This is a genomic window from Methanomicrobium antiquum, from assembly GCF_029633915.1.
Lineage (GTDB): Archaea > Halobacteriota > Methanomicrobia > Methanomicrobiales > Methanomicrobiaceae > Methanomicrobium > Methanomicrobium antiquum.
Genome location: NZ_CP091092.1, coordinates 372,872 through 395,280, shown reverse-complemented (window position 1 = coordinate 395,280; position 22,409 = coordinate 372,872). Strand labels below are relative to the sequence as shown.

General features: G+C 39.9%; 22 protein-coding genes. 9 read left to right on the top strand and 13 right to left on the bottom strand.

The window, feature by feature from the left end; translation table 11 throughout:
* Together L1994_RS01885 and L1994_RS01880 are read left to right on the top strand one after the other, a co-directional pair.
* Positions 1-843: an ABC transporter permease gene (locus tag L1994_RS01885; protein WP_278100008.1), complete on the top strand. Its 843-nt coding sequence runs from the start codon at positions 1-3 to the stop codon at positions 841-843.
* A 148-nt stretch (positions 844-991) separates the two neighbouring features.
* Positions 992-1,900, top strand: a complete 909-nt coding sequence (locus L1994_RS01880) for a glycine betaine ABC transporter substrate-binding protein (protein WP_278100007.1) — start codon at positions 992-994, stop codon at positions 1,898-1,900.
* Between the two features lie 275 nt (positions 1,901-2,175).
* Here L1994_RS01880 and hisE read toward each other — a convergent pair whose 3' ends face one another.
* The 7 genes from hisE to L1994_RS01845 form a co-directional block, all read right to left on the bottom strand.
* Entirely contained in the window at positions 2,176-2,466 is a 291-nt protein-coding gene (gene hisE / locus L1994_RS01875) for a phosphoribosyl-ATP diphosphatase (RefSeq protein WP_278100006.1), read from the bottom strand.
* A complete protein-coding gene (locus L1994_RS01870) occupies positions 2,466-2,912 on the bottom strand; it encodes a NusA-like transcription termination signal-binding factor (protein WP_278100005.1) in 447 nt (148 codons plus the stop codon). Before L1994_RS01870 ends, hisE begins: the two co-directional genes overlap by 1 nt.
* 130 nt (positions 2,913-3,042) lie before the next feature.
* Positions 3,043-3,711 (bottom strand): MBL fold metallo-hydrolase, encoded by a 669-nt coding sequence (locus tag L1994_RS01865; protein WP_278100004.1) that lies wholly within the window; start codon positions 3,709-3,711, stop codon positions 3,043-3,045.
* Between the two features lie 279 nt (positions 3,712-3,990).
* Entirely contained in the window at positions 3,991-4,410 is a 420-nt protein-coding gene (locus L1994_RS01860; RefSeq protein WP_278100003.1) for a heat-shock protein Hsp90, read from the bottom strand.
* Positions 4,400-5,029, bottom strand: coding sequence for an ArsR/SmtB family transcription factor (locus L1994_RS01855; RefSeq protein ID WP_278100002.1), 630 nt, complete (start codon positions 5,027-5,029; stop codon positions 4,400-4,402). The genes L1994_RS01860 and L1994_RS01855 overlap by 11 nt, the downstream gene beginning before the upstream one ends.
* Before the next feature lie 38 nt (positions 5,030-5,067).
* Positions 5,068-6,531 (bottom strand): IMP dehydrogenase, encoded by a 1,464-nt coding sequence (gene guaB / locus L1994_RS01850; RefSeq protein WP_278100001.1) that lies wholly within the window; start codon positions 6,529-6,531, stop codon positions 5,068-5,070.
* Between the two features lie 9 nt (positions 6,532-6,540).
* Entirely contained in the window at positions 6,541-7,227 is a 687-nt protein-coding gene (locus L1994_RS01845; RefSeq protein WP_278100000.1) for a (5-formylfuran-3-yl)methyl phosphate synthase, read from the bottom strand.
* Between the two features lie 396 nt (positions 7,228-7,623).
* Between L1994_RS01845 and L1994_RS01840 the strand changes: the two genes are divergently transcribed.
* From L1994_RS01840 to L1994_RS01830, 3 genes are read left to right on the top strand one after another with little or no spacing between them, the layout of a single operon-like run.
* Positions 7,624-8,298 (top strand): HisA/HisF-related TIM barrel protein, encoded by a 675-nt coding sequence (locus L1994_RS01840; RefSeq protein WP_278099999.1) that lies wholly within the window; start codon positions 7,624-7,626, stop codon positions 8,296-8,298.
* A complete protein-coding gene (tmk, locus tag L1994_RS01835) occupies positions 8,289-8,888 on the top strand; it encodes a dTMP kinase (RefSeq protein ID WP_278099998.1) in 600 nt (199 codons plus the stop codon). The genes L1994_RS01840 and tmk overlap by 10 nt, the downstream gene beginning before the upstream one ends.
* Before the next feature lie 40 nt (positions 8,889-8,928).
* Positions 8,929-10,329 (top strand): PAS domain-containing protein, encoded by a 1,401-nt coding sequence (locus L1994_RS01830; protein ID WP_278099997.1) that lies wholly within the window; start codon positions 8,929-8,931, stop codon positions 10,327-10,329.
* Between the two features lie 193 nt (positions 10,330-10,522).
* On the opposite strand, the gene L1994_RS01825 is transcribed toward L1994_RS01830, so the two are convergent.
* The 4 genes from L1994_RS01825 to L1994_RS01810 form a co-directional block, all read right to left on the bottom strand.
* Positions 10,523-11,044 (bottom strand): zinc ribbon domain-containing protein, encoded by a 522-nt coding sequence (locus tag L1994_RS01825; RefSeq protein WP_278099996.1) that lies wholly within the window; start codon positions 11,042-11,044, stop codon positions 10,523-10,525.
* A 109-nt stretch (positions 11,045-11,153) separates the two neighbouring features.
* Positions 11,154-12,065, bottom strand: coding sequence for a cupin domain-containing protein (locus L1994_RS01820; RefSeq protein WP_278099995.1), 912 nt, complete (start codon positions 12,063-12,065; stop codon positions 11,154-11,156).
* A gap of 162 nt (positions 12,066-12,227) precedes the next feature.
* The gene (locus tag L1994_RS01815; RefSeq protein WP_278099994.1) at positions 12,228-12,761 is read right to left on the bottom strand and encodes a PIN domain-containing protein; all 534 of its coding nucleotides are present in this window, start codon (positions 12,759-12,761) and stop codon (positions 12,228-12,230) included.
* 364 nt (positions 12,762-13,125) lie between these two features.
* The gene (locus tag L1994_RS01810) at positions 13,126-13,290 is read right to left on the bottom strand and encodes a hypothetical protein (RefSeq protein ID WP_278099993.1); all 165 of its coding nucleotides are present in this window, start codon (positions 13,288-13,290) and stop codon (positions 13,126-13,128) included.
* A gap of 206 nt (positions 13,291-13,496) precedes the next feature.
* Between L1994_RS01810 and L1994_RS01805 the strand changes: the two genes are divergently transcribed.
* From L1994_RS01805 to L1994_RS01790, 4 genes are all read left to right on the top strand, one after another.
* The gene (locus tag L1994_RS01805) at positions 13,497-15,047 is read left to right on the top strand and encodes a type I restriction-modification system subunit M (protein WP_278099992.1); all 1,551 of its coding nucleotides are present in this window, start codon (positions 13,497-13,499) and stop codon (positions 15,045-15,047) included.
* A 34-nt stretch (positions 15,048-15,081) separates the two neighbouring features.
* On the top strand, positions 15,082-15,441 hold the full coding sequence (locus tag L1994_RS01800) for a DUF1016 N-terminal domain-containing protein (RefSeq protein ID WP_278099991.1): 360 nt from the start codon (positions 15,082-15,084) through the stop codon (positions 15,439-15,441).
* A gap of 44 nt (positions 15,442-15,485) precedes the next feature.
* Positions 15,486-16,730 (top strand): restriction endonuclease subunit S, encoded by a 1,245-nt coding sequence (locus L1994_RS01795; RefSeq protein ID WP_278099990.1) that lies wholly within the window; start codon positions 15,486-15,488, stop codon positions 16,728-16,730.
* Positions 16,731-16,833: 103 nt separating this feature from the next.
* Positions 16,834-19,971 carry a type I restriction endonuclease subunit R gene (locus L1994_RS01790; RefSeq protein ID WP_278099989.1) on the top strand — a complete coding sequence of 1,046 codons (3,138 nt, stop codon included), beginning with the start codon at positions 16,834-16,836 and terminating at the stop codon, positions 19,969-19,971.
* A 15-nt stretch (positions 19,972-19,986) separates the two neighbouring features.
* On the opposite strand, the gene L1994_RS01785 is transcribed toward L1994_RS01790, so the two are convergent.
* Both L1994_RS01785 and L1994_RS01780 read right to left on the bottom strand, forming a co-directional pair.
* A complete protein-coding gene (locus L1994_RS01785; RefSeq protein WP_278099988.1) occupies positions 19,987-20,988 on the bottom strand; it encodes an AEC family transporter in 1,002 nt (333 codons plus the stop codon).
* Positions 20,989-21,043: 55 nt separating this feature from the next.
* Positions 21,044-22,015, bottom strand: a complete 972-nt coding sequence (locus L1994_RS01780) for an AEC family transporter (RefSeq protein WP_278099987.1) — start codon at positions 22,013-22,015, stop codon at positions 21,044-21,046.
* Positions 22,016-22,409: the final 394 nt, after the last annotated feature.

Below are 22,409 nucleotides of genomic sequence, written 5' to 3'. Positions count from 1 at the left end.
ATGACAGGTACAGGAATTATTCCTAAAATTCCGCTGGGAGACGGAGTAGAGGCATTAGTTGACGGAATAGACACATATTTCGGATGGCTCCTTGACGCAATAAGCGGATTTATAGACATTTTCATAAAAAGTCTTCAGGCAGTTCTTTTATTCATACCTCCCCTTCTTATGATTCTTATAATTGCGGCATTAGGATGGTATGTTTCCAGGAAAAATAACATCTCAGGAATTCTGATTGCCGCAGGACTTTTTTTAATTTTGAATCTGAATCTCTGGAATGAATCAATGCAGACTCTGGCATTAGTAATTACAGCTTCAATTATAGCTTTAATAATTGGAATTCCCGTAGGAATATGGGCTTCTTCAAGTGATATTGCAAACAGCATAACAAGACCATTTTTAGATTTAATGCAGACAATGCCTTCTTTTGTCTACCTTATTCCTGCGGTTATATTCTTCGGACTTGGAAATGTTCCGGGTGTTATTGCAACCATTATATTTGCAATGCCTCCGGCTATACGCTTAACTAACCTTGGAATCAGACAGGTACCTCTGGAACTAAATGAGGTTGCAGATTCGTTTGGTGCAACATCAAGGCAGAAGCTTTTCAAAGTCCAGCTTCCTGTAGCACTTCCTACAATAATGACAGGAGTAAATCAGTGTATTCTTCTGGCACTTTCAATGACAGTTATTGCCTCAATGATTGGAGCGGCAGGTCTTGGCTTAAATGTTCTTTACGGCATTCAAAGAGTAGATATTGGAGGAGGATTTGAAGCTGGTCTGGCAATTGTAATAATCGCGATTATACTTGACCGAATTACACAAAACCTCATAAAATCTTAGATTTTTCAAATCAGTTATTACTAAATAAAGTCAGGGACATAGGAAAAGGCAGGACAGGATACTTTAATTTCCTGTTCTGCTAAACCGGCATTTTAAGCATAATTATTTATAATAGAATTACTTTAATTGCCAAAATGGACGTGATATAATGACTGAAAAAAGACAAAAATTATTTACAGCAGGAATTGCTCTTCTTTTATCTTTTGTCCTGATTGCAGGATGTACAGGAACAGGAGATGCCCCTGCCGGACAGACTCCAACTGATGCAACACCTACTCAACAGCAATCCTTAGGCGATGTTAAAATCGGATATGTATTATGGGATTCTGAAATTGCAAGTACAAACGTTTTAAAACAAATTTATGAAAAAGCAGGATACGATGTTGAACTTGTAGCAGTGGATGCAGGACCTTTGTATCAGGCAGTTGCTGACGGCAACCTTGATCTGACAATATCCGCATGGCTTCCGGCAACACAGGCAAGCTACTGGGAGAAATACGGAGACAGTATTGATCTTGTAGGACACAACCTGGACGGAGCAAAAATCGGTCTTGTTGTTCCAACATATGTCACAATTGATTCAATTGAAGAGATGAACTCAGTTGCTGATAAATTTGGCAATACTATCACAGGAATAGAGCCTGGTGCCGGAATTATGTCAAACACTGACGATGCAATCGAAGAATATGGTCTGGATTATACAATTCTTTCAAGCAGTAGTGCAGGAATGGCAGCAGAGCTTTCTAAAGCAGTGAAGGATGAAAAATGGATTGTTGTTACCGGCTGGACACCACACTGGAAATTTGCAAGATTTGATCTCAAATATCTTGAAGATCCAAAAGGTGTTTACGGCGGAGAGGAGTTCATTGGCTCACTTGCAAGAACCGGTCTTAATGAAGACAAACCAGGAGTTTATGCAATACTTGAGCGCTTCTACTGGGATGCATCTGACATGGAATCAATAATGTACGATGTTGAATCAGGAATACCTGTAGAAGAGGCTGCTTCAAAATGGATTGAAAACAACCCTGAAAAAGTAGCAGAAATTATTGGATAAAAAAAACAAAACCTTAAAAATCAGACAATCTGATTTTTTTAAGTTTTTTCTCATTTTTTTATCATTTTTTAGAGAGCAATTACGTTTTTTAAAATCAATACAGACCAGGTAATTTAGAATTATTAATTCCGGTTTATTGATTTGGATTTTACAAATTTTAAATTACCATTCCCAGTTTATTGATTTGGATATGCAAATCTGAAATTACTTATTTTGAAAAAAAAGTGTTATTATTGATTTACTAATCCTGTTTTCATCCGGATTTTTATCCGGCTTTACTTGTGCCTTCTTTCAAGTTCGGCTATGACATCTGAAAATTCAACATCAATTGCCTTTAACGCAAGCATAAGGTGGAAAAACAGATCTGCTGCTTCATAGACCTGATTATCATAATCATTATTTTTGGCGGCAAGTATGAATTCTGTTGCCTCTTCACCCACCTTTTCAAGTGATTTGTCAATTCCCTTTCTGTGTGTTAGAATATCAACCACATAACTCTTCTCAGGAGGATTTTCAATACGGGAACAGATTGTCTTCCAGACCTCCTCAAAAACTGATGTATTCATTAATTTACACTTCCCTCAGAATATATAATCTCTCCTATCTCCCTGCCAAAGTGTTTTTGAACAAGAATTCTGGCTTTTTCAATATTGCATCCGCTCTTTCCTATCGCAATTCCAAGATCTGATCTACTTTTAACAAAGATATTGAGCTTTTTGGATTCTTCATCCTCAGCCACATCCACTATATGCGCAGGTTTGAAGATATTTTCGATGAAAGCAAAAAGTTCACCATTCTCCTCAACCATCTCAACTCTTCTGCCAAGAACTTTTTGCATTTTTTTGATATTTACTCCTTCTTTTCCAATTGCAAACCCCATATCACCCTTTTTTATCACATAGATTATCCGATCAAAAGAATCATCTATAATACAGTCCAGAGCGGTGGATTTTGTTACAATTCTAAGCTCTTCTATATATCTTCTCTCTTTAAATCCCATTGTTGAAAGCATTCAAATATCCAGTATTATGGTTAATGTTTGTTTCATTAAATCACTTGGCATATCATCCTCGGGATCTAAAAATAAATTTTGAATTATAAAAAGATGTATTATTAAATACAATATTAGTTACAAACAAAGATCAGCTGAAATTGTGTGTAACCCCTGCGCCCCCCTCCCTGAAATTATCAGGATAAGACTCTTTTATCTCATCAAGCCTTTTTGTGCAGTGTGAAGGGGCAAGATACGGAATTTTTGATAAAGATTTAATGTCTTCATCAGAGACATCATGTAGTCCGCCAATTAAACCGGACACATCTCCTCTTTCTCTTACAAAAGACAATATATTCTTAATATGCGGATGTGAACAGCCGGCTATCACAACAAATCCGCTATCTTTTTTTATAGCAAGTGACTGCTCAATTATATCATCACCTAAAGGCCCTGTTGAAAAAAAGCCCGGCATTATCTCCTCCCATCCGGAAACAATATTTAAATCTGTATTTTTGGAGAGCAAATCAAGAGTTTCATCTGAAAAAGACTCTAAAGCATATGATTTGATACTTGAAGACAAACCTTTCAAAATACCTGCCCCTCCGTTATGATCCCAGTGATCATGGGACAAAAACACCGCCTTTATTTCATCCGGATTTATGCCAAGAAGCGACATATTTTTCCTCAAAACATCCTCTTTTGCACCGGTGTCAAACAAAATACCCGCCTCTTTTATGAAACAGGCAAAACCAAAATCAAAAATAACATCCGGCTTGTTCCCGGCATTGTTGTACACTTCTGTTACAGTAAACATCATGATATATTTGCTGTTTAATTAAGCATTATTGCTGTGATGTTTACAAAAAAACAAAAATTATACAGTAAAAAAGAAGTATAAAGTAAAAAAAATAAAATACAGATGCGTTCTAAAAAAAATCGTGCTCCGTTAAAAAAACATAAGAATCCTTTTTTTTAGGATTTTGAATTTTATTTTCATTTTTTTATTTGTTGTAATTATTTCTTATATTCTTTAGAGTTTTTAGTTTTTAGTTTTTAGTCTTTATTTACTGTTGTCCGGTCTTTATTTAATCAGAAACTATTCTGCCGCCTCTGAAATTTCAAGCTTGTCACAAATTATATCTAAAATCCCGTTTTTGATATTGCTGACGCTTTGGCCTGCCTGGACCATGCACGGAAGTCTGATTGAATTTTCACTTTCATCAAAACATATACGTACAAACTCGGGCTGGATATCAATGTAAGGCTTTGTGATTACATCCGAAGGCAGTTCTACTGTCACATAAACCTTCTCAGGACCTTCCATCACCTCATATTCCAGATCATCCTCATTGCCTGACTGGCCGTCCATCTGGAAAATACGCGGCTCTTCGCCATGTCCTGAAATAATTGTGCACCCTACAAAACGTGCGTTCTCATCAAGAGGGAGACTGCTGATTATATCTTCCATCACTTTTGCAAGGTTTTTAAATACGTCGTCGTTTGGTTCATTTGCCATATAATTCACACACCCTGTAAAGGTTGCCTGTTCGCTCCACAATACCTTTGGCTGTTAAGCCTTCCAAAACATCAAAAAGCTCCTTTCCGGGAACTTCTAAGAACTCTTCAAGAGAGACAATATCCATCTCATAACTTGCAAGCGCAAGTACCAGATTTACCTCTGTCTCACTATCTAATAGTCCTTTGCAGGAGACTTTTAATTCCCTTATTTTTTTGTCGATGTCTCTTTCTAAATACTCAAGATCAGATATAAGATTTGCCCTTGAATCCATCAATTCCTGAATGCTTTTTATCTTATCTACTGTGCGCCCGATTATATCGGTATTCTGGAGAATTTCAGATGGTATTTTAGCTCTTACACTTTCAAGATCAATCATTATCCGAAAATCTTTTGAAAGATAGTAATACTTCCTTCTGTTGATATCACTCCTGAATTCTAAAATGTCTTCCCTCTCCATCATTGAGAGATGCTCAATAACAGCTTTAGGGCTAAGCATAAGTCTGTCTGATATTTCAGTAACAAAACAGGGTTTTTGCCTTAAAAGCTGTATTATTCTGCGGCGATTTTTATTTCCGAGAATGTCAAGCAGGCGGGAGACATCATCACCCTCCAGCATATATACCTAAAGTTAGTATATATCTTATAAAAAGATATTTAATTGGACAGCCTGTAATTAGGCGCCTCATCAGTTATCAGAATATCATGCGGGTGGCTTTCCACCTGTCCTGCAGATGTTATTCTGATAAACTTTGCTTTTTCTTTCATATCCGCAATTGTTGAAGATCCTGTATAGCCCATAGCTGATTTAAGGCCGCCGACAAGCTGATATATGACCTCAGAAACTGATCCGACATAAGGTGTTGCACCCTCAATTCCCTCAGGAACATATTTATTCTGCCCAATGTCCTTCTGGAAGTATCTGTCGCTTGAATGACCTCCTGTCATTACTCCAAGTGATCCCATTCCGCGATACTGCTTGTATCTTCGACCTTTGATAGCAATTACACGTCCTGGTGCCTCATCTGTTCCTGCAAACAAACTTCCCATCATAACACAGTCTGCACCAGCGGCAATTGCTTTTGCAACATCACCGCTGTATCTTATGCCGCCGTCTGCAATTACAGGTATATCCATCTTTGACGCAACTTCAGCAACTGATGTAATAGCTGTAATCTGTGGAACACCAACACCCGCAACAACCCTTGTTGTGCATATTGACCCAGGCCCGATTCCAACCTTTACTCCGTCAACAAAATCACAAAGCTCTGCCGCCGCTTCACCGGTTGCAATATTTCCTGCAATAACATCGCAGGAGACAGTCTCCTTCATCTTTTTAACTGATTTTACAACATTGAGATTATGCCCGTGTGCACAGTCTGCAACAAGTGCATTGCATCCTGCCTTATCAAGCATCCGGGCTCTTTTGATGTCAAACGGACCTACTGCCGCTGCAACCATCAGATTGCCATTTTTATCCAGATTTGCGTTTGGATACTGTTGTCTTTCCAGGAGATCCTGCATTGTAATGATTCCTATAAGACTGTTTTTAGAATCAACAACAGGAAGACGCTCGACCTTATTTGCATACATAACCTCAAGCGCATCCTCAATTTTAATTGAATCATCAACTGTAATCGGGCTTTTTGTCATTACATTTCTGATATTTTCAGAAGAACGCGAAGGAGCAATACCACGGAGATCACGGCGTGAGACAATTCCGATGATTTTGCCGTCATCCATAACCGGAAGTCCGCCAATATTTCTCTCCTTCATCATATAATCGACATCAGAAACGGTTGCATCAGATTTTACTGTTAAAACATCTCTTTCTATAAAGTCTCCTGCCTGCTTGACAAGTGTTATCTCCTCAACTTCGCGTTCAGGAGAAAGATTTCTATGGATGACTCCGATACTGCCGGCGCGTGCAAGTGCAATTGCCATTCCAGACTCTGTGACAGTATCCATTGCGGCAGATACGAGAGGAATTGATAATCTGATATTCCTTGAAAAACGTGAATAGACATTGGCCTCACTCGGCTCAACGGACGATGCAGCCGGAACTAGCAAAACATCATCAAAGGTGTAACCGGTTATCATGTCCAGTTTTTCTTTATACATATAGTATATTCACCTGACCAGAGTCATAGCCTTTTGCACAAGACTCTCTTTTATAACCGCACTCCTGTCGCCTCCGCAGACCATCCCTCTGACACCAATTATCTCAGGATCTATCTTTTTTAGCAATTCAAGGTCGTCAAACTTAAGAGAACCTGCAAGCGCGGTTTTAAGACCCAGTTCACGGTTTTTGTTTGTGAATGCAGTAAGCTCATCTTCGTTTAAAAAGTCAAAAAGTCCTTTTCCATCCTTTACTGCAGTATCAATCATTGCAATATCAGCGCCGGCCTTCTGTGCAAGCGGTGCCATATCAAAAGGAGAGATTGAGTCAACCCTGTCATAATCCGCATAGGTTGCAATAACAACTGTCTTTTCAGGGAACTTCCACTTAACAGCTTTAGTAACAGCTTTTATGAATTCAAGAGCATTATCATCCCCTTTGAACATCAGGCCTACTTTTACAAAATCAGCACCGGCACATGCCGCGCCAAAAGCACCCTGTGATGCACTTCCGGGAAGAAAACTATAATCACCAATTGCAGCGCTGACAGGCTTTTCTGTCATGCTTTTTATCTCAGAAATAACCCAGGGGAAATTTGCTCCAAGAGAGCCTTCAGAGGGTTTTTTCACATCAATTATGTCAGCGGAAAGCGCAGATTTTGCTTCCTCAACGCTTGCCGGACTAACTAACAAATCCATACTTATTTTTTGTCATTTCACATAATTAGTGATTATTATATCAACACTAAATCTGCTGAAGACAAAAAAACCACATATTTCACCCAGATTTCAAATTTAGATACATCTCCACTTTTTTCTTTGTTTTTATAGTGTCTGATAAAAAAAGTCTGTAAGAATTAAAAAACTGCGCAGAAAAATGTGCGGCTGACAGGCATTAAAGCAGTTTTAGTAGTTGTCATTTTGACAGATAATCATTACATAATTGTCTATCGTTAGAGAATATCACTAAAAAAGCGCAAATTTTGGAGTAAATATGAAAAAAAGAACACGGATACAGATCCGCAATTATTAGTACTTATCAGGAAGAGATCTATAATAGAGAAAAAATAATACAACAATTACGGTGTTTATTTTATGAAAATTTTTCTTGCTGTTGATATTCTAAAAGGAAACGTAGTCCATGGATATAAAGGCCTGAGAAATGATTACCGGCCGCTGGACTGGGGAATTGCCAGTTCAACAGTCCCCTGTGAATATCTAAAAGAGATGAAGGCAAAGAATGTTTATTTAGCCGACCTCGACAGAATTGAAGGAACAGGCGATAACGATAAAGAAATTTTAGCATGCAGGGGAACTGCAGAATCTGCAATTCTGAACAGGGGTGCAAAAAGACCTGAAGATGCAATGCACGAAGACTGGATAAAAAATGTCATAAGCACCGAAACATGCCCAAAAAACCAGCAGGATTTTCCTTTTGAGTATTTCAGCATAGTAATAAAGGACAATCTTACATATCCTGACAAAAAATCCCCGGTTGAATCTTTTCTTGCCTGCAGTGACTGGGATTTTGAAGGAGCAATTGTCATGAATCTCTCAAGTGTCGGATCTGAAGACAGGATGGGCGGACTTGACATTGAAAAAATTAGAAAAGTCTATCCAAAAACACTAATCTACGGCGGCGGCGTCTCGGATATGTCTGATCTAAAAAGACTTTATGAGGCAGGATATGATGGCGCAATTATTGCAACAGCAGTTCATAAAGGCAAAGTTCCTGTTGAAATCCTGGAGGATGGAGAAGTATGCTGGTAACAATAGAAGGAATTGACGGAAGCGGAAAGTCAACCCTTATAAAAGGTCTTATTGAAGAATTAAGTGACATAAGTCCTGTTTTTACACGAGAGCCCGGCGCAACATGGATAGGTGCCCAGGTCAGACGCGGAATAAAGGAAAAAATAGATCCGGTTGCAGAAGCCCTTTTGTTTGTCGCAGACCACGCCGCACATCTGGATACGGTAATCAGGCCTGCATTGAAAGATAAAAAAATAGTCATATCTGACAGATATACAGATTCGAGATATGCCTACCAGTCAGAGACATTAAAAGGTCATCTAAAAGACCCGAAAAAATGGCTTTCTGACATTCACAACGACTGGACAATAATTCCGGACATCACTTTTCTTCTTGTTTTGCCTGTTGATGAATCACTAAAACGAATACAGGCAGAAAGAACAGACAGTGAACACTTTGAATGCAAAAGCGTTTTGGAAAATGTTCAGAAAAACTACCTTGAACAATCAGAAAAAGATCCGGTGCGTTTTGTAATTATAGACGCATCAAAAGACAAAGATGAGATATTGAAGTTTGTATCAGAAATCATCCGTCAAAAATTATCTAATTAAATCCAAATTTCAGGACAAATTATTAAAGAGTTGTTTTTCAATGGCTAAAGAAAAAATACTAATTACCGATGATGAAGTATCAAATGCAATTAAAATCAGAAATCTGCTTAGGAATAATAATTACGAAATTTCAGGCCTTAGCGTTGACGCCTTTGATACTATTCAGCAGGCAGGCGCAAACAAACCCGACCTTGTAATAATGCGGATAGGAATCTCAGGAAGTGCAGGAATAATTGATGCGGCGTCAAAAATCATTGAAAACTACAAAATACCTGTCCTTTTCATCATTGGTGAGAGTGACCTTGAGGTTTTGGAGATCGTTAAAAAACTAAACAACCCTGTTGTAGTTTTAAAGCCCTTCACAGACGAACAGATACTAAAATCAATAGATTTAGCAATAAACAGGCATAAGGCAGAGGAAAAATCGCGTATAAACAAGACTTCTGCAAACACAGATCCAGCTGAAACCGGCCTTATGGAAATTCCTGCGGCGGCAATTACTATAAACAAAAGGGGAGCTGTCACAAGAATAAATAAAGAGATGGAGTTTTTAACAGGCTTTAACAGAAACAAACTTATTGGGAGGAAATTTTTATCTCTAATTGATACTGAGGATGAATCTGAAAGAGAGGATGATGAAGTCTGTGTCTGGCCGGATAAAGTGCTCTTAAAAAAAGCTGACGGGAATTCACAAAAAGTATCTGTCCTCTCAGGATTCATAAAATCTTATGGTGATAATTTCGATGAGCAAATTCTGATTTTTAAAAAGGAAACAGGAGAGGTAAGTTTTGCCTCAAAAGATATCGATGTGATTTTTACCAAGGTTTTAAATTCACTTGATGACATCGTGTTTGTAATAAGCAATAAAATGGAGATTACTCATTACAACCAGAAATTCTTTTCATTTGCAAGGCGTCTTTCAATCAGCAAACTTCAGCTTACAAAACCTGCCTATGAAATTCCCCAGTTTTCAAAAATTGCAAGTGTAAATATTTATGAAGAGCTTTTTAAGAATGGAAAAGAGGTTAAGCACATCAGAAAATACGGCAATGATAAAGAAACCACATACATGCTCTTCCATTTCATTCCGCTTGAGACTGACGGCATTATTTCTCATATGATAACTGTTATGCGAGACATTACCGAAATTGAAGAGTCAAGACAAAAATCAGGTGCTATTCATGATGAATTTCTGAAAAACAGTACACTTATGAAGAATATTCAGTCATCCATGTCTGATATAAGGACAGCTCTATATCAGATTGTCAAATTTGTTGAAAAGAACCCTGAAAAATTAAGAGATCCGGCATTCAAGCAGGTTGCTGTTCTATCCAAAAATGCCGAGAAGAAGCTTATTATCTTCGACAGACTCTGGTCCAGATACGAAACACAGCTTAATATGATTCAGATGAATGTAAAATATAAATTCAACAAAAAATAAAATCCGGATTGTTTATACTAATCCCGTCTGAACTAATTTACCATGAAAACCAAATTATGATTTTCATGAAACAGTGCATGAAAACTTTTTTTTCATGAACGTTTTTTTCAATAATTGACTGAATAAAATTATCCGAATCAATAAATCTCTGAATTATTAAAAATTTGTGAATTATTTAGAAATTCTGACAGTTTTAATTATTCCATCTCGGAAGTGTTGTAAGATAGCTTTCAACCATCACTTTTGCCTTATCAAGAGGCATTTTCAGGTGTTCTGCCATCATCGGTGCATATTTTGACACTGCCTCCTCTTTGGTAAGTTCCGGCTCTGTGAACTCACCCTCCTGGTAGCAGTATGTGCAGTATCTTGTCGATTTTGACCCGTCATTTTCAGTTCCAAACTCGCTTTCCTCCTTCATCGGCATTCCACAGCTTTCGCATGACGGAATTTCAAGTCCGGCCCATCTTTTGAGGACAAATAGTTGCTCCTTTGCGAAGTTTACTGCATTTTCAGAAGGTATCTCAAACATCTGAGACATAATGGCGCCGCCCTTTTTCGCCATCTCATCAATTGTTATTTCAGGTTCTGTATATGCACCATTCTGGTAGCAGTATGTGCAGTAATCCTCTGATCTAGAACCGTCTTTTTCAGTTCCAAAGTCGCTTTCCTTTGCCATCGGCATACCACAGCTCTGGCATGTTTTTGCTTTTTCCATATTATTTCACCTTTAATATTATCAGCAGAAATCATATCTGCCGTATTTTTACTATTTTCATTTAGGGTATTATTAATTCTCTGCGCAGGGTGTGAAAGTAAATTTTCTCTCACACAGATTCCCAAATTTCCGGAGTCCATGCAGGATCTGTGATGCTCAGGATTTTTGCAGTTTTCTCACCGGAATTTCTATAGCCTTTGCTTTGGTTTGCGGGAATGTATGCTGCATTACCGGCTGTAACACTTACAGGAATTCCGCCAGGTGCGTAAACCTCAATTTCACCTTCAATTACGCAGATTAATTCACTTGATCCTCTGAGATAATTTTCTTCCGCAACTCCGCCGGGGAGAAGTTCTGCATAGGCAACGCTGTATTCAAAAGGCAAATTCATATAGGGCATTAATGCAGGATTTGCAATTGAATAAATCATCATATCTGAGCCGATGTCCCATTCAATGCCTTTTTTCGGGTTTTCTATTACAATAGGGACTTCGTTTGTTGTGACATCAATATTCAATAGTTTATCACCGGTTATTTCAGATTTACCTGAATATGCAGGATCTATAAGAGTAATATATACCAGCTCTTCATTTCCTGATGATTTTACGGACTGTAATACATTTTTTGGAAGAATGACAGATTCTCCGGCTTTTATAGAAACGGTTGTGCTGTCACATAAAATCTCAGCTGTGCCTTTTGTTACAAAGATGTACTCAGATCTGTTCATCTGTCTGTGAAGAGGTGTCATATTGCCAGGGGAGATTGTCATATAACCGATGCTATAGCTCATAACAATATCTTCAGGGTGATATTCTCCTTTTAACTCTCGGAAATTAACCTGGGAATCATAGCATAGCCTGCCCTCATCTTGTGACATCGGATATACTGCCATAAAAGTTCTATGATATTCTGAATAATCACAGCCGGAGTCATCACCGCTTATTTTATCAGCATTTTCGTATTCAGCTTCTTCCTGTGAAATCTGCGTTGTACACCCGGCTGTAATGCAGATCAAAACCAAAATTAAGGAGAGAAATTTATACATTTGTATTATTTTCTCCATGAATGAAAATAAAGAAGATTGTCTGAAAGGGTTTAGTCGTTAATTGTTATCATCAGCTGGTTTTGAAATTTGACTATATCTGAATCAAATATCAGAACTGACAACTCAAAATTAAGCTAATTATTTTCTTTTTATTGAGTTTAATAAATCTTCATCTATTACATATCTTTCATCGACCGCCTGAAGTAATCCATCGTGAATAGACTTTTTTGAATAATAAAGAGAGGTTATAACGCCTGCATCCTTTGCAGCCTCAACTGCCGGAACGAAGTCGCTGTGTCTCCTGTAACAAGAATTGCATGGCCTATCTGATGAGCCCAAGCTTAGCCTGACCCGCTCCACAGCAAGCAGGATATCTACTCTTTTCTGCTCAAAACTTCCATCGCTCTTTTTACTCAGTTTTCCAAACCGCATCTGAAATCCCGGCTGTTTTTCTACAGAATCTCTAAACCTGCAATAATTGGCATATCTCTTTTTATCCTCATTAGTAGGCGGCTCGCTCTGGTAAGGCATACAATCATAAAAATATGTCCTGAGGCGCTCTCTATCCTCACATGCAAGATCGCAAAATTTCATGAAATCTATCTTTGTTCCATTGAGAACAATCTTGGATATATACCCGTTATCTGTAAAAACAGCTACACGGTCTTTCATCTAAATAAATAATATACAAACACAAAAGAAGAAACTATCGTCCCGTTTTCACAGAACGATAGCGAATATAACAATATAGGTAAATAATCGCCGCCAAAATAATCTATTAACCAAATTTGCCAGTTAGAGTTCAATTACCCTAAAGATACTGTCCACTATTTCTACTCGATTTTTTCAAATTTTTGTCAGGAAATGGAATTTGACAGTTGGCCATTTTACTACTTTAAAATCATGAAATACCCCACTCATAGAGTAAAATCTTGGTATTTATGGAGTCAAAATTCGAGTGAATGTACTTTTTTGTCTTTCTTTTTCACAAATCAATGATAACTGTCAAATTTGATAATGATTTACCATGAAAGACCTAATACAAATCGAGAGCAGTCATATCATCATCAATATCATCAGGATATTTCAGGCTGATTACTTCTGAGCCGTCAGAAAGGATATCTCCAATCTCAAGCCACATATCATCACGAAACTCTGCCTTTTCAATCTTTCCGCCGGGACGTTTTAGTGTTACAAGCATTTTTCCTCTTTCTTCTTTTAATAATCTCTCATATCAATATGTGCAGGGATAATTTTTTTGGTGATTATAACGATGATCTGGAAGATAAATAGCATTGTCTGAAATATTCCCCTTTTTTTTGATTATTTTTTTGCCGTTTGCAAATTCACTTCAGGCCGCCGAATCAATATTGGTAAATAATCGCCGCCAAAATAATCTATTAACATATGGCGACGAACAACAACGAGATTGAGACCCGGCTATGGGCGGCTGCGGACCAGCTCTGGGCCAACTCGGATCTGAGACCTTCGGAATACTCAATACCTGTTCTCGGACTTATCTTCCTGCGGTATGCGGATCTTAAGTTCACTCTTGCAAAGGATGAGATTGAAAAAGAAAGTAAGGGTTCAGGACGCCGTACTATCGGAAAACAAAACTATCATTCAAAGGGCGTCCTTTTCGTTCCGGAAACGGCACGCTTCTCATATCTTCAGAAACTCCCCGAGGGCGAGGACCTGGGCACTGCCATAAACGCGGCGATGAAACAGATAGAGACTGAAAACGAAGAGTTAAAGGACGTTCTTCCAAAGAGCTACAACAGAATTGAAAATACAACACTTGTCGAACTCTTAAGAATCCTCTCTACAATTCCGGCGATGGAGGGAGATGCGTTTGGTAAAATATACGAGTATTTCCTCGGCAAGTTCGCGATGAAAGAGGGGCAGAAGGGCGGGGAGTTCTTCACGCCAACAAGCCTTGTAAGACTGATTGTAAACATTCTTCAGCCATATCACGGAAGGATATTTGACCCGGCTTCAGGCAGCGGCGGAATGTTTGTTCAGAGCGCCAGATTCGTTAAAAACCACAAGCACGATCCCGGAAAGGAACTCTCTGTCTTCGGTCAGGAGAGAGGGGCGGAGACAATACGACTTGCCAAGATGAACCTTGCAGTCCACGGACTCTCGGGCGACATCAAACAGGGCAACACCTACTATGAGGACTTGCACAAGAGTTTCGGACGCTTCGATTTCGTGATGGCAAATCCGCCTTTCAACGTCTCCGGTGTTGACAAGGAGAGGATAAAGGACGACCCGAGGTTTTCGCTTGGAACACCTTCGACTGACAACGCAAACTATCTCTGGATTCAGCTATTTTACCACTCGCTGAATGAGAAGGGAAGAACAGGGTTTGTGTTGGCAAACTCCGCTGCCGATGCACGCGGCGCAGAACTTGAGATAAGAAAGAAGATTATTGAGTCAGGAGCGGTTGATGCGATGGTTGCGATATCGCCAAACTTCTTCTACACCGTAACACTGCCATGCACCCTCTGGTTCTTTGACTGCTCAAAGACGGACACAGAAAGAAAGGACAAAGTCCTCTTCATCGACGCAAGACACACATTTGTTCAGGTTGACCGGGCACATCGTGAGTTTTCACCGGAGCAGATTGAATTTCTGGCAAACATAGCAAGACTCTCACGCGGTGAGAAACCCGAATACATTCAGGGCAGCGAAGACTTAACAAAAGAGCACTTCCCTGACGAAAAATACCATGACATCCCCGGACTGTGCAAAATAGCGACAATCACAGACATAAAAGAGCAGGGCTGGAGTTTAAATCCCGGACGGTATGTAGGAATCGCCGCAAGAGAGGATGACGGTTTTGACTTCAAAGTGCGCCTTGAGGAGTTAAACGAGGAGTTTGAGGTTTTAAATACAGAGGCGGGGGAGCTTGAGGCGAGGATTTCAGAGAATGTGGCAAAGCTTCTGGAGATCTGATACAGATTTGTGAAGGATATTAAGGGGGATAATAATGACAAAGAAGATGCCTGACACAGAAATAACAACGGCGGGGAACATTTCACAGGAATCACCTGCCCTTATTGACGATCTCAGAAGGATTATTGATGAGGCAAGAGGCCGTGTTGCAGTTGCGGTAAACTCTGCCATGACTCTTCTTTACTGGCAGATTGGAAAGCGGATTAATGAAGAAATTTTAAAGGGAAACCGTGCTGATTACGGTGAGAAAATTGTTGCCACACTGTCACTGCAATTGATGGCAGAATACGGACGCGGGTTTTCACAGAAAAGCCTCAGGCATATGATCAGGTTTGCCGAAGTCTTCCCTGATGAAAAGAATGTCTCAGCACTGATGAGACAATTGATTATATAATTGCAAATTTTTTTTTTAGATTGTCAAAAGTACAAAGGTGAATTGTGGAAAAGAAAATTCAGGACAAATGGATTCCTCAAAAACTTGAGGAACTTGGATATGTTAGCCGAGGAAGATCCAAAAATCGTCCAAGAAATGATCCAAAATTATATGAGGGCAAGTATCCTTTTTTTCAAACAGGAGATATAAAGAGAGCCAATCTGTATCTAAGCGAATATTCTCAAACATATAATGAAAAAGGATTAGCTCAAAGCAAACTTTGGCAACCTGGAACTCTATGTATTACTATCGCAGCAAATATCGCTGAAACTGCAATTCTAAAAATAGAAGGATGTTTTCCAGATAGTGTTGTTGGCTTTATTCCGGACGAGAAAAAAGCAGATATTCACTATATAAAATATTATCTTGACACGATTAAACTTCAAATTCAAAATGTTTCAAAAGGTACAACACAAGACAATCTCAGTTTAGAAAAATTAAGAATTTTTGACATTCTCACCCCACCACTCCCAACCCAGAAAAAAATCGCTGCAATCCTCTCCGCCTACGACAACTTAATCGAGAACAACACCCGGCGCATTAAAATCCTTGAGGAGATGGCGCAGGCGTTATACCGGGAATGGTTTGTGGAGTTTCGTTTCCCCGGGCATGAGGATGTTGAAATGGTTGATGATGGTTGCGGGAGGATGATTCCGGAGGGGTGGGAATACTCAAAACTCGAAGATGTCTGTACAATCATCATGGGTCAGTCCCCCAAATCAGAGTATTACAATGAAACTGGTGAGGGATTACCTTTTCATCAGGGAGTTACAAATTTTGGGCCAAGATATCCTTCAGACAAAATTTATTGCACCATTTTGAAAAGAATTGCCAAAAAAGGTGACATACTATTTAGTGTTCGTGCTCCTGTTGGAAGACTGAATATTGCAAATAATAGGATAATTCTTGGAAGAGGTCTTAGTGCCATTAGGAATAAAAACGGAAACCAGATTTTCACTTATTATCAATTAAAAGAGATATTCAAAGAGGAGGATATTATTGGTGGAGGCACTATTTTCAAGGCTGTTACAAAAGAAGAAATCCAAAATGTAAAATTCCTTCAGCCATCGAATATTATTCTCAACAAATTTGAAAGAATTGTGAGCCCTATTGATTCAATGTTGGATTCACTTTATTCTAAGAATCACAATCTTACTCAAACCCGCGATCTTCTCCTACCCCGGCTTATTGAAGGTGAGGTTGATGTCTCAGAACTTGATATTGCAGTTGCAGAAAACAACGGTGAATAAACGAATAAAATCACCACATTTATATAATCCTGAACAAATCTCTTTTTAACTTTATAAACTCCCTGATAATCCGCGAATTAAGGAAAACAAGTTATCTAAAAAAATGCCTGCCACACCCAGCTACTCCGAAGACTCACTCGTCGAAAAACCGGCAATAAAATTACTCGAAGAGCTCGGCTGGCAGTCGGAGAACTGTTTTGATGAAACTTTCTCACCCAAAGGGGGAAGCTTAGGGCGTGAGACAAAATCAGAGGTCATCCTTACAAAAAGGCTCATTCCCGCACTTGAAAAACTAAACCCGAAGCTTTCAAAAGAGGCACTCTCTCTTGCAGTTGAGGAGATTGTCCGCGACAGGGAAAAGATGAGTCCTGTTGCCGCTAACAGGGAAGTATACGAACTCTTAAAAAACGGAATCAAGGTTACTTTCAGGGATGATAAGGACGGTTATGCAACAGAAACTGTAAAAATAATCGACTGGAAAGAGCCTTCAAACAACGACTACTTCCTCGCATCACAGTTCTGGATAACAGGCAGTCTCTACACACGACGAACCGACCTTTTAGGGTTTGTAAACGGAATCCCGCTTGTCTTCATAGAACTAAAGGCAAGCCATAAAAATTTAAAATCCGCATTTGACGGAAACTTAACCGACTATAAGACAGCGATACCGCAGCTCTTCTGGTATAACGCTTTAATAATACTCTCAAACGGCAGCGAGAGCAGAATCGGAAGCATAACCTCGGCATGGGAGCACTTCTCCGACTGGAAACGGATAAACTCGGAAGGTGAGACAGGCATTATCTCACTTGAGACCATGATTCGCGGAACCTGCGATCATGAAAGACTCCTTGACATAACAGAAAACTTCACGCTTTTTACAGATGTCCGCGGCGGAGTCGTAAAAATACTTGGAAAAAACCACCAGTATTTAGGGGTCAACAACGCCATAGAATCCCTCGGCAAAACTCGGGAGAACAAAGGAAGGCTCGGCGTATTCTGGCACACGCAGGGGTCCGGTAAAAGCATCTCGATGATCTTTTTTACGCAAAAGATTCTTAGGACTGTTCCCGGCAACTGGACGTTTCTGGTTGTCACCGACCGCCAGGAACTCGACAATCAGATATACAAAAATTTTGTGAACTCCGGCGCAATAACAGAAAAAGAGGCGCAGGCATCAAGCGGCGAAAACCTGAAGACTCTTCTCTCAGAAGATCACCGCTATGTGTTCACCCTAATTCAGAAATTCAGGACAGAGAAAGGTGCAGTCTACCAGAAGATATCAGACCGCGATGACATAATCGTGATAACAGACGAAGCCCACCGCTCCCAGTATGACACATTCGCACTTAATATGCGAAACGCCATTCCAAACGCTGCTTTCATCGGTTTTACAGGAACACCGCTTTTAGTCGGCGAAGAGAAGACACGCGAGGTATTCGGCGACTACGTAAGCGTCTATGACTTCAGGCAGTCCATAGAAGACGGAGCAACAGTTCCCCTCTACTACGAAAACCGCCGCCCCGAACTTCAGTTAATAAACCCCGATCTCAATGAGCAGATGTCAGCAATCATCGACGGGGCTGACCTTGATGAGGAACAGGAAAAGAAACTTGAGCGGGAATTCGCAAGGGAATACCATCTCATAACAAGAGACGACCGGCTTGAGAAGGTCGCCGAAGATCTGGTTGATCACTTCATGGGCCGCGGCATCCGCACAAAGGCGATGGTCATCTCAATTGACAAGGCAACCGCAGTCAGAATGTATGACAAGGTGAAAAAATACTGGAATCTCTACATTGACAAGCTAAAAGTAAAAGCCAAAACATCAGACGGTGAAGAGCTCGCAGGACTTCTTGACACCATATCATACATGGAAAAAACCGACATGGCTGTTGTTGTCTCACAGTCGCAGAATGAAATCCCCGAGATGCAGAAGAAAGGAATCGACATAATTCCCCACCGTAAAAGAATGGTGAACGAGGATCTCGATAAGAAGTTCAAGGATCCAAAAGATCCCTTTTCCATCGTATTCGTCTGCGCAATGTGGATTACCGGATTTGACGTCCCGTCATGCTCAACAATCTATCTTGACAAACCGATGCAAAATCACACCTTAATGCAGACTATCGCAAGGGCAAACCGCGTCTTTCCGGACAAGGAGAACGGTCTGATAGTCGACTACATCGGAATATTCAGAAACCTGCAAAAAGCCCTTGCAATCTATGCACCCGGACGGGGTGAAGGCGGCGAACTCCCTATTGGTGATAAAACAATTCTTGTCGAAAAACTAAGGGAGGCAATCGCAAAAACCCGCTCTTTCTGTAAAGATCTGGGTATCGACATTGATTCGGCAATCAGAAATGACGAATTCAATCTTATCAAAACACTGGATGAGAGTGTGGATAAGATCTTAATTAATGACGAATCAAAAAACCAGTATCTCTCCCACGCCGGCACAGTATCCCGGCTGTTTAAGGCGATAAAACCTGACCCCGCAGTAGGTGAACTTCAGCCGGTCTGCAACTTCATTCTTGTACTTGCCGAAAAGATAAGATCACTAAAACCCATCGCAGATATCTCGGAAGTTATGGAGAAAGTCGAAAAACTTCTCGACAAATCAACATCTGCAAAAGGATATGAGATAAGAGAGGGAAAGGCGGTTTATCTTGCAAATCTCAATGTTGAGGAGCTGCAAAAACGGTTTAAAAAAGCTCAGCATAAGCGAACAGAGGCGGAAATTCTGAAAAATATCCTTGAACAAAAGACCAGGGATATGATCCGGTTAAACCGGACAAGAATGGATTTTCTCAGAAAATTAATGGAGATGATTGACGCCTACAATAACGGCAGTAAAAATGTTGAGGAATTCTTCGATGACCTCTGCAAATTTACGGAAGAGTTAAACGAAGAAGAGCAGAGGAGCACACGCGAAAACCTCTCGGAAGAAGAGCTGACAGTCTTTGACCTTCTTATAAAACCGGAGATGAAACTTTCCAAAAAGGAAGAGGCTGAGGTTAAAAAAGTCGCAAAAGACCTCCTCCTGACAATTAAACAGAACAAACTTGTTCTTGACTGGCGAAAACGTCAGCAGTCACGGGCCGAAGTCAGGGTATGTATAGATGAGATTCTTGATAATCTGCCACGGGCATACACTCCCGAAATCTACACACAAAAATGCGACATAATCTATCAGCACGTTTTTGACTCATACTCCGGTGAAGGAACACTTATTTACCAATAAAACCTCATCACTGCCCTAAAACAAAAACCCTGCGGCAAGAGGGAATGTCAGCATGCTGAGCAGATATGTCGCAATCACAATTCCTGCGCCAAGGCTCCCGTCACAGCCGTACCTGTCAGCATATACAAGAGCAATAGCACCAGAAGGCGCCAGGGCCAAAAGGAGGAGAATCCCGCAGGAAACTTCAGAAAAACCTGCAAGACCCGCCCCAAATATCACAAACAAAGGCTGCAGAATCATCTTTACGCTGAAGACCAGCAGGGTTAAAGAGAGAATCTCCCTCAATCCCTGAGGTTTTAGCATAAATGCAAGAGACGCCAGGATAAGAAGCTCAAGTGACTCCCCGATAACCGAAAATACACCTACAAAAAGACCGTCAAATATTGCTTTTGCCTCAGGAAAGGCAACGGGCAGAATTACTGAGATAATAATGCCAAGAAGAAGTGCAATCAATACAGGACTTATGAGAAATTTTTTAAAGACATCATAAAAGCTCTCGCAGCTCCCCTCATCCCTTCCAAAATAAGCAGCCACCAATATTCCAAATAATGAAAAAGGTACAGCAACGCCAACAAGCCCCTCAATCATTACCTCAGAAAATGCCATACTCTGTGTGCCATAATAAGCGCCGACCAAAGGCGCTGAAAATGTCGTTGTGCTTCCAAAAGAGGAAATAAGAACAATTGTACCGGTTTTTTTTCTTGAAAGCCCTAAAAGGCGGCACCCCGCATATGCAATGATGCCGCACAGAAAAATTGCCACCATCAGTATTGCAGACTGAAAAATCCATTCAAAACTAAAATCCCTTGTTAAAAGTCCGGAAAAGATGACTACAGGAAACACAAGCTCAGTCACAAGCCTGTCAAACACTTCCCTGTAATCATCAGAAAAGACACCTTTTTTCTTTAAATACAGGATTAAGAGCACAATTGCCAGAAAAATCAGAATTAGCTGAATATGCAGCATGACAATATCTGTCATAAGAGACTCTCCCACAAACTCCGGTCTGTCTTGCATTTGTCATCAGTCGTTATCGTCAGCATTTTTTTCTCCTCAGGATACCTCAGCTCAATCAAACAAGCAACATAATAATTACAGGAATTGTAGCGAGACTTATCAGATACGTTGCTATCACCATGACAGATGCCACATTTCCGTCGCATCCATACCTGTCTGCAAGAACCGCCGCAATAGCGCCGGCAGGCATAGAAGCTTCAATTACAAGAACTTCAAGGGGAATTCCATTAAGACCTGCCGCTCCTGATCCAAAAAATACAATGAGAGGCTGAATAATAAGTTTTAAAACTCCAACCATCAGAAGAACCGGAAGAATAAGGCGCAGTTTAACCGGCCTGAGCATAAGACCAACAGATATTGCAACCATCATTTCAAGACCGCTGATAAAATAACCCGACAGTGTCCCTACAAACCATGAACCCATAATACCGGAAAAAAAACTTACCTGTGAGAAGACAATGCCTAAAACAAAGGCAATAAACATAGGCATTTTTAAAAGATTTTTTATGACCGGCACAAGATCATGCCGGTTCATCTTTTCGCTGCTGCCAAAATATATCAGCACCAATACGCCGACCGTAATTGTCGGAACAACAACTCCAAGCTCACCTGCCATAATTCCAAAGGACATTGCTTCGCTGTCCATACCGTAGGTCTGACTAATAAGAGGATATGCAAGTGTGGATGTGCACCCTACACCGGATATTACAACAACAGCACCGGTAAGCTTATCAGAAAAACCAAGTAGCCGGCAGAATATATAGCTTATAAGCCAGCAGACAAGGGCTGAAAAAAACATTACTACAGCTGCAATAATATGATCTATGTGTATTGTGCTTACAGCAAGCGTTGAGAATATTGTTACGGGAAGTATAAGCTCTGTTATAAATCTGTTGAATATCTTCTGGTGTGAATCATCAAAAACACCCTGTCTTTTAAGAAACTGGACAAGAATTACAAGGAGAAAAAAGACAGCAACAGACTGAAGAAAAAGACCCAGATTTTCGATTAGCTTTTCTCCCCCCAAAAATAATTAATAAAGAATCATTATACCAAATAATAAATATTTTTAAATTATCCTGAAAATGCATCATATTATCCGCACATTTATCCCTAAATATGAATCCTCTGTTTTCTAAATTTTAAGAATAATTTCATCATAAAGTGACCACATCTGTCTTTTCCCCCCGCAAAACTGTAAAATACAGGAAATCAAATGGTTTTTTTTAACCAGTACAGGAGGATATTCTTCTCATTTTTTTTCTTGAAATTTTTCTCTTACATAACCATACTCCCTTTCAGGAAGAAACCCGCTCTGCGTCACTCCGGGTCATTTCAGCCCTCCTTATATCCCCCAAATTATTCTGCGCCGGATTTATGAGCAAGGCAGATACGGCGCAGTCACCGGCTTTACTTCAGAG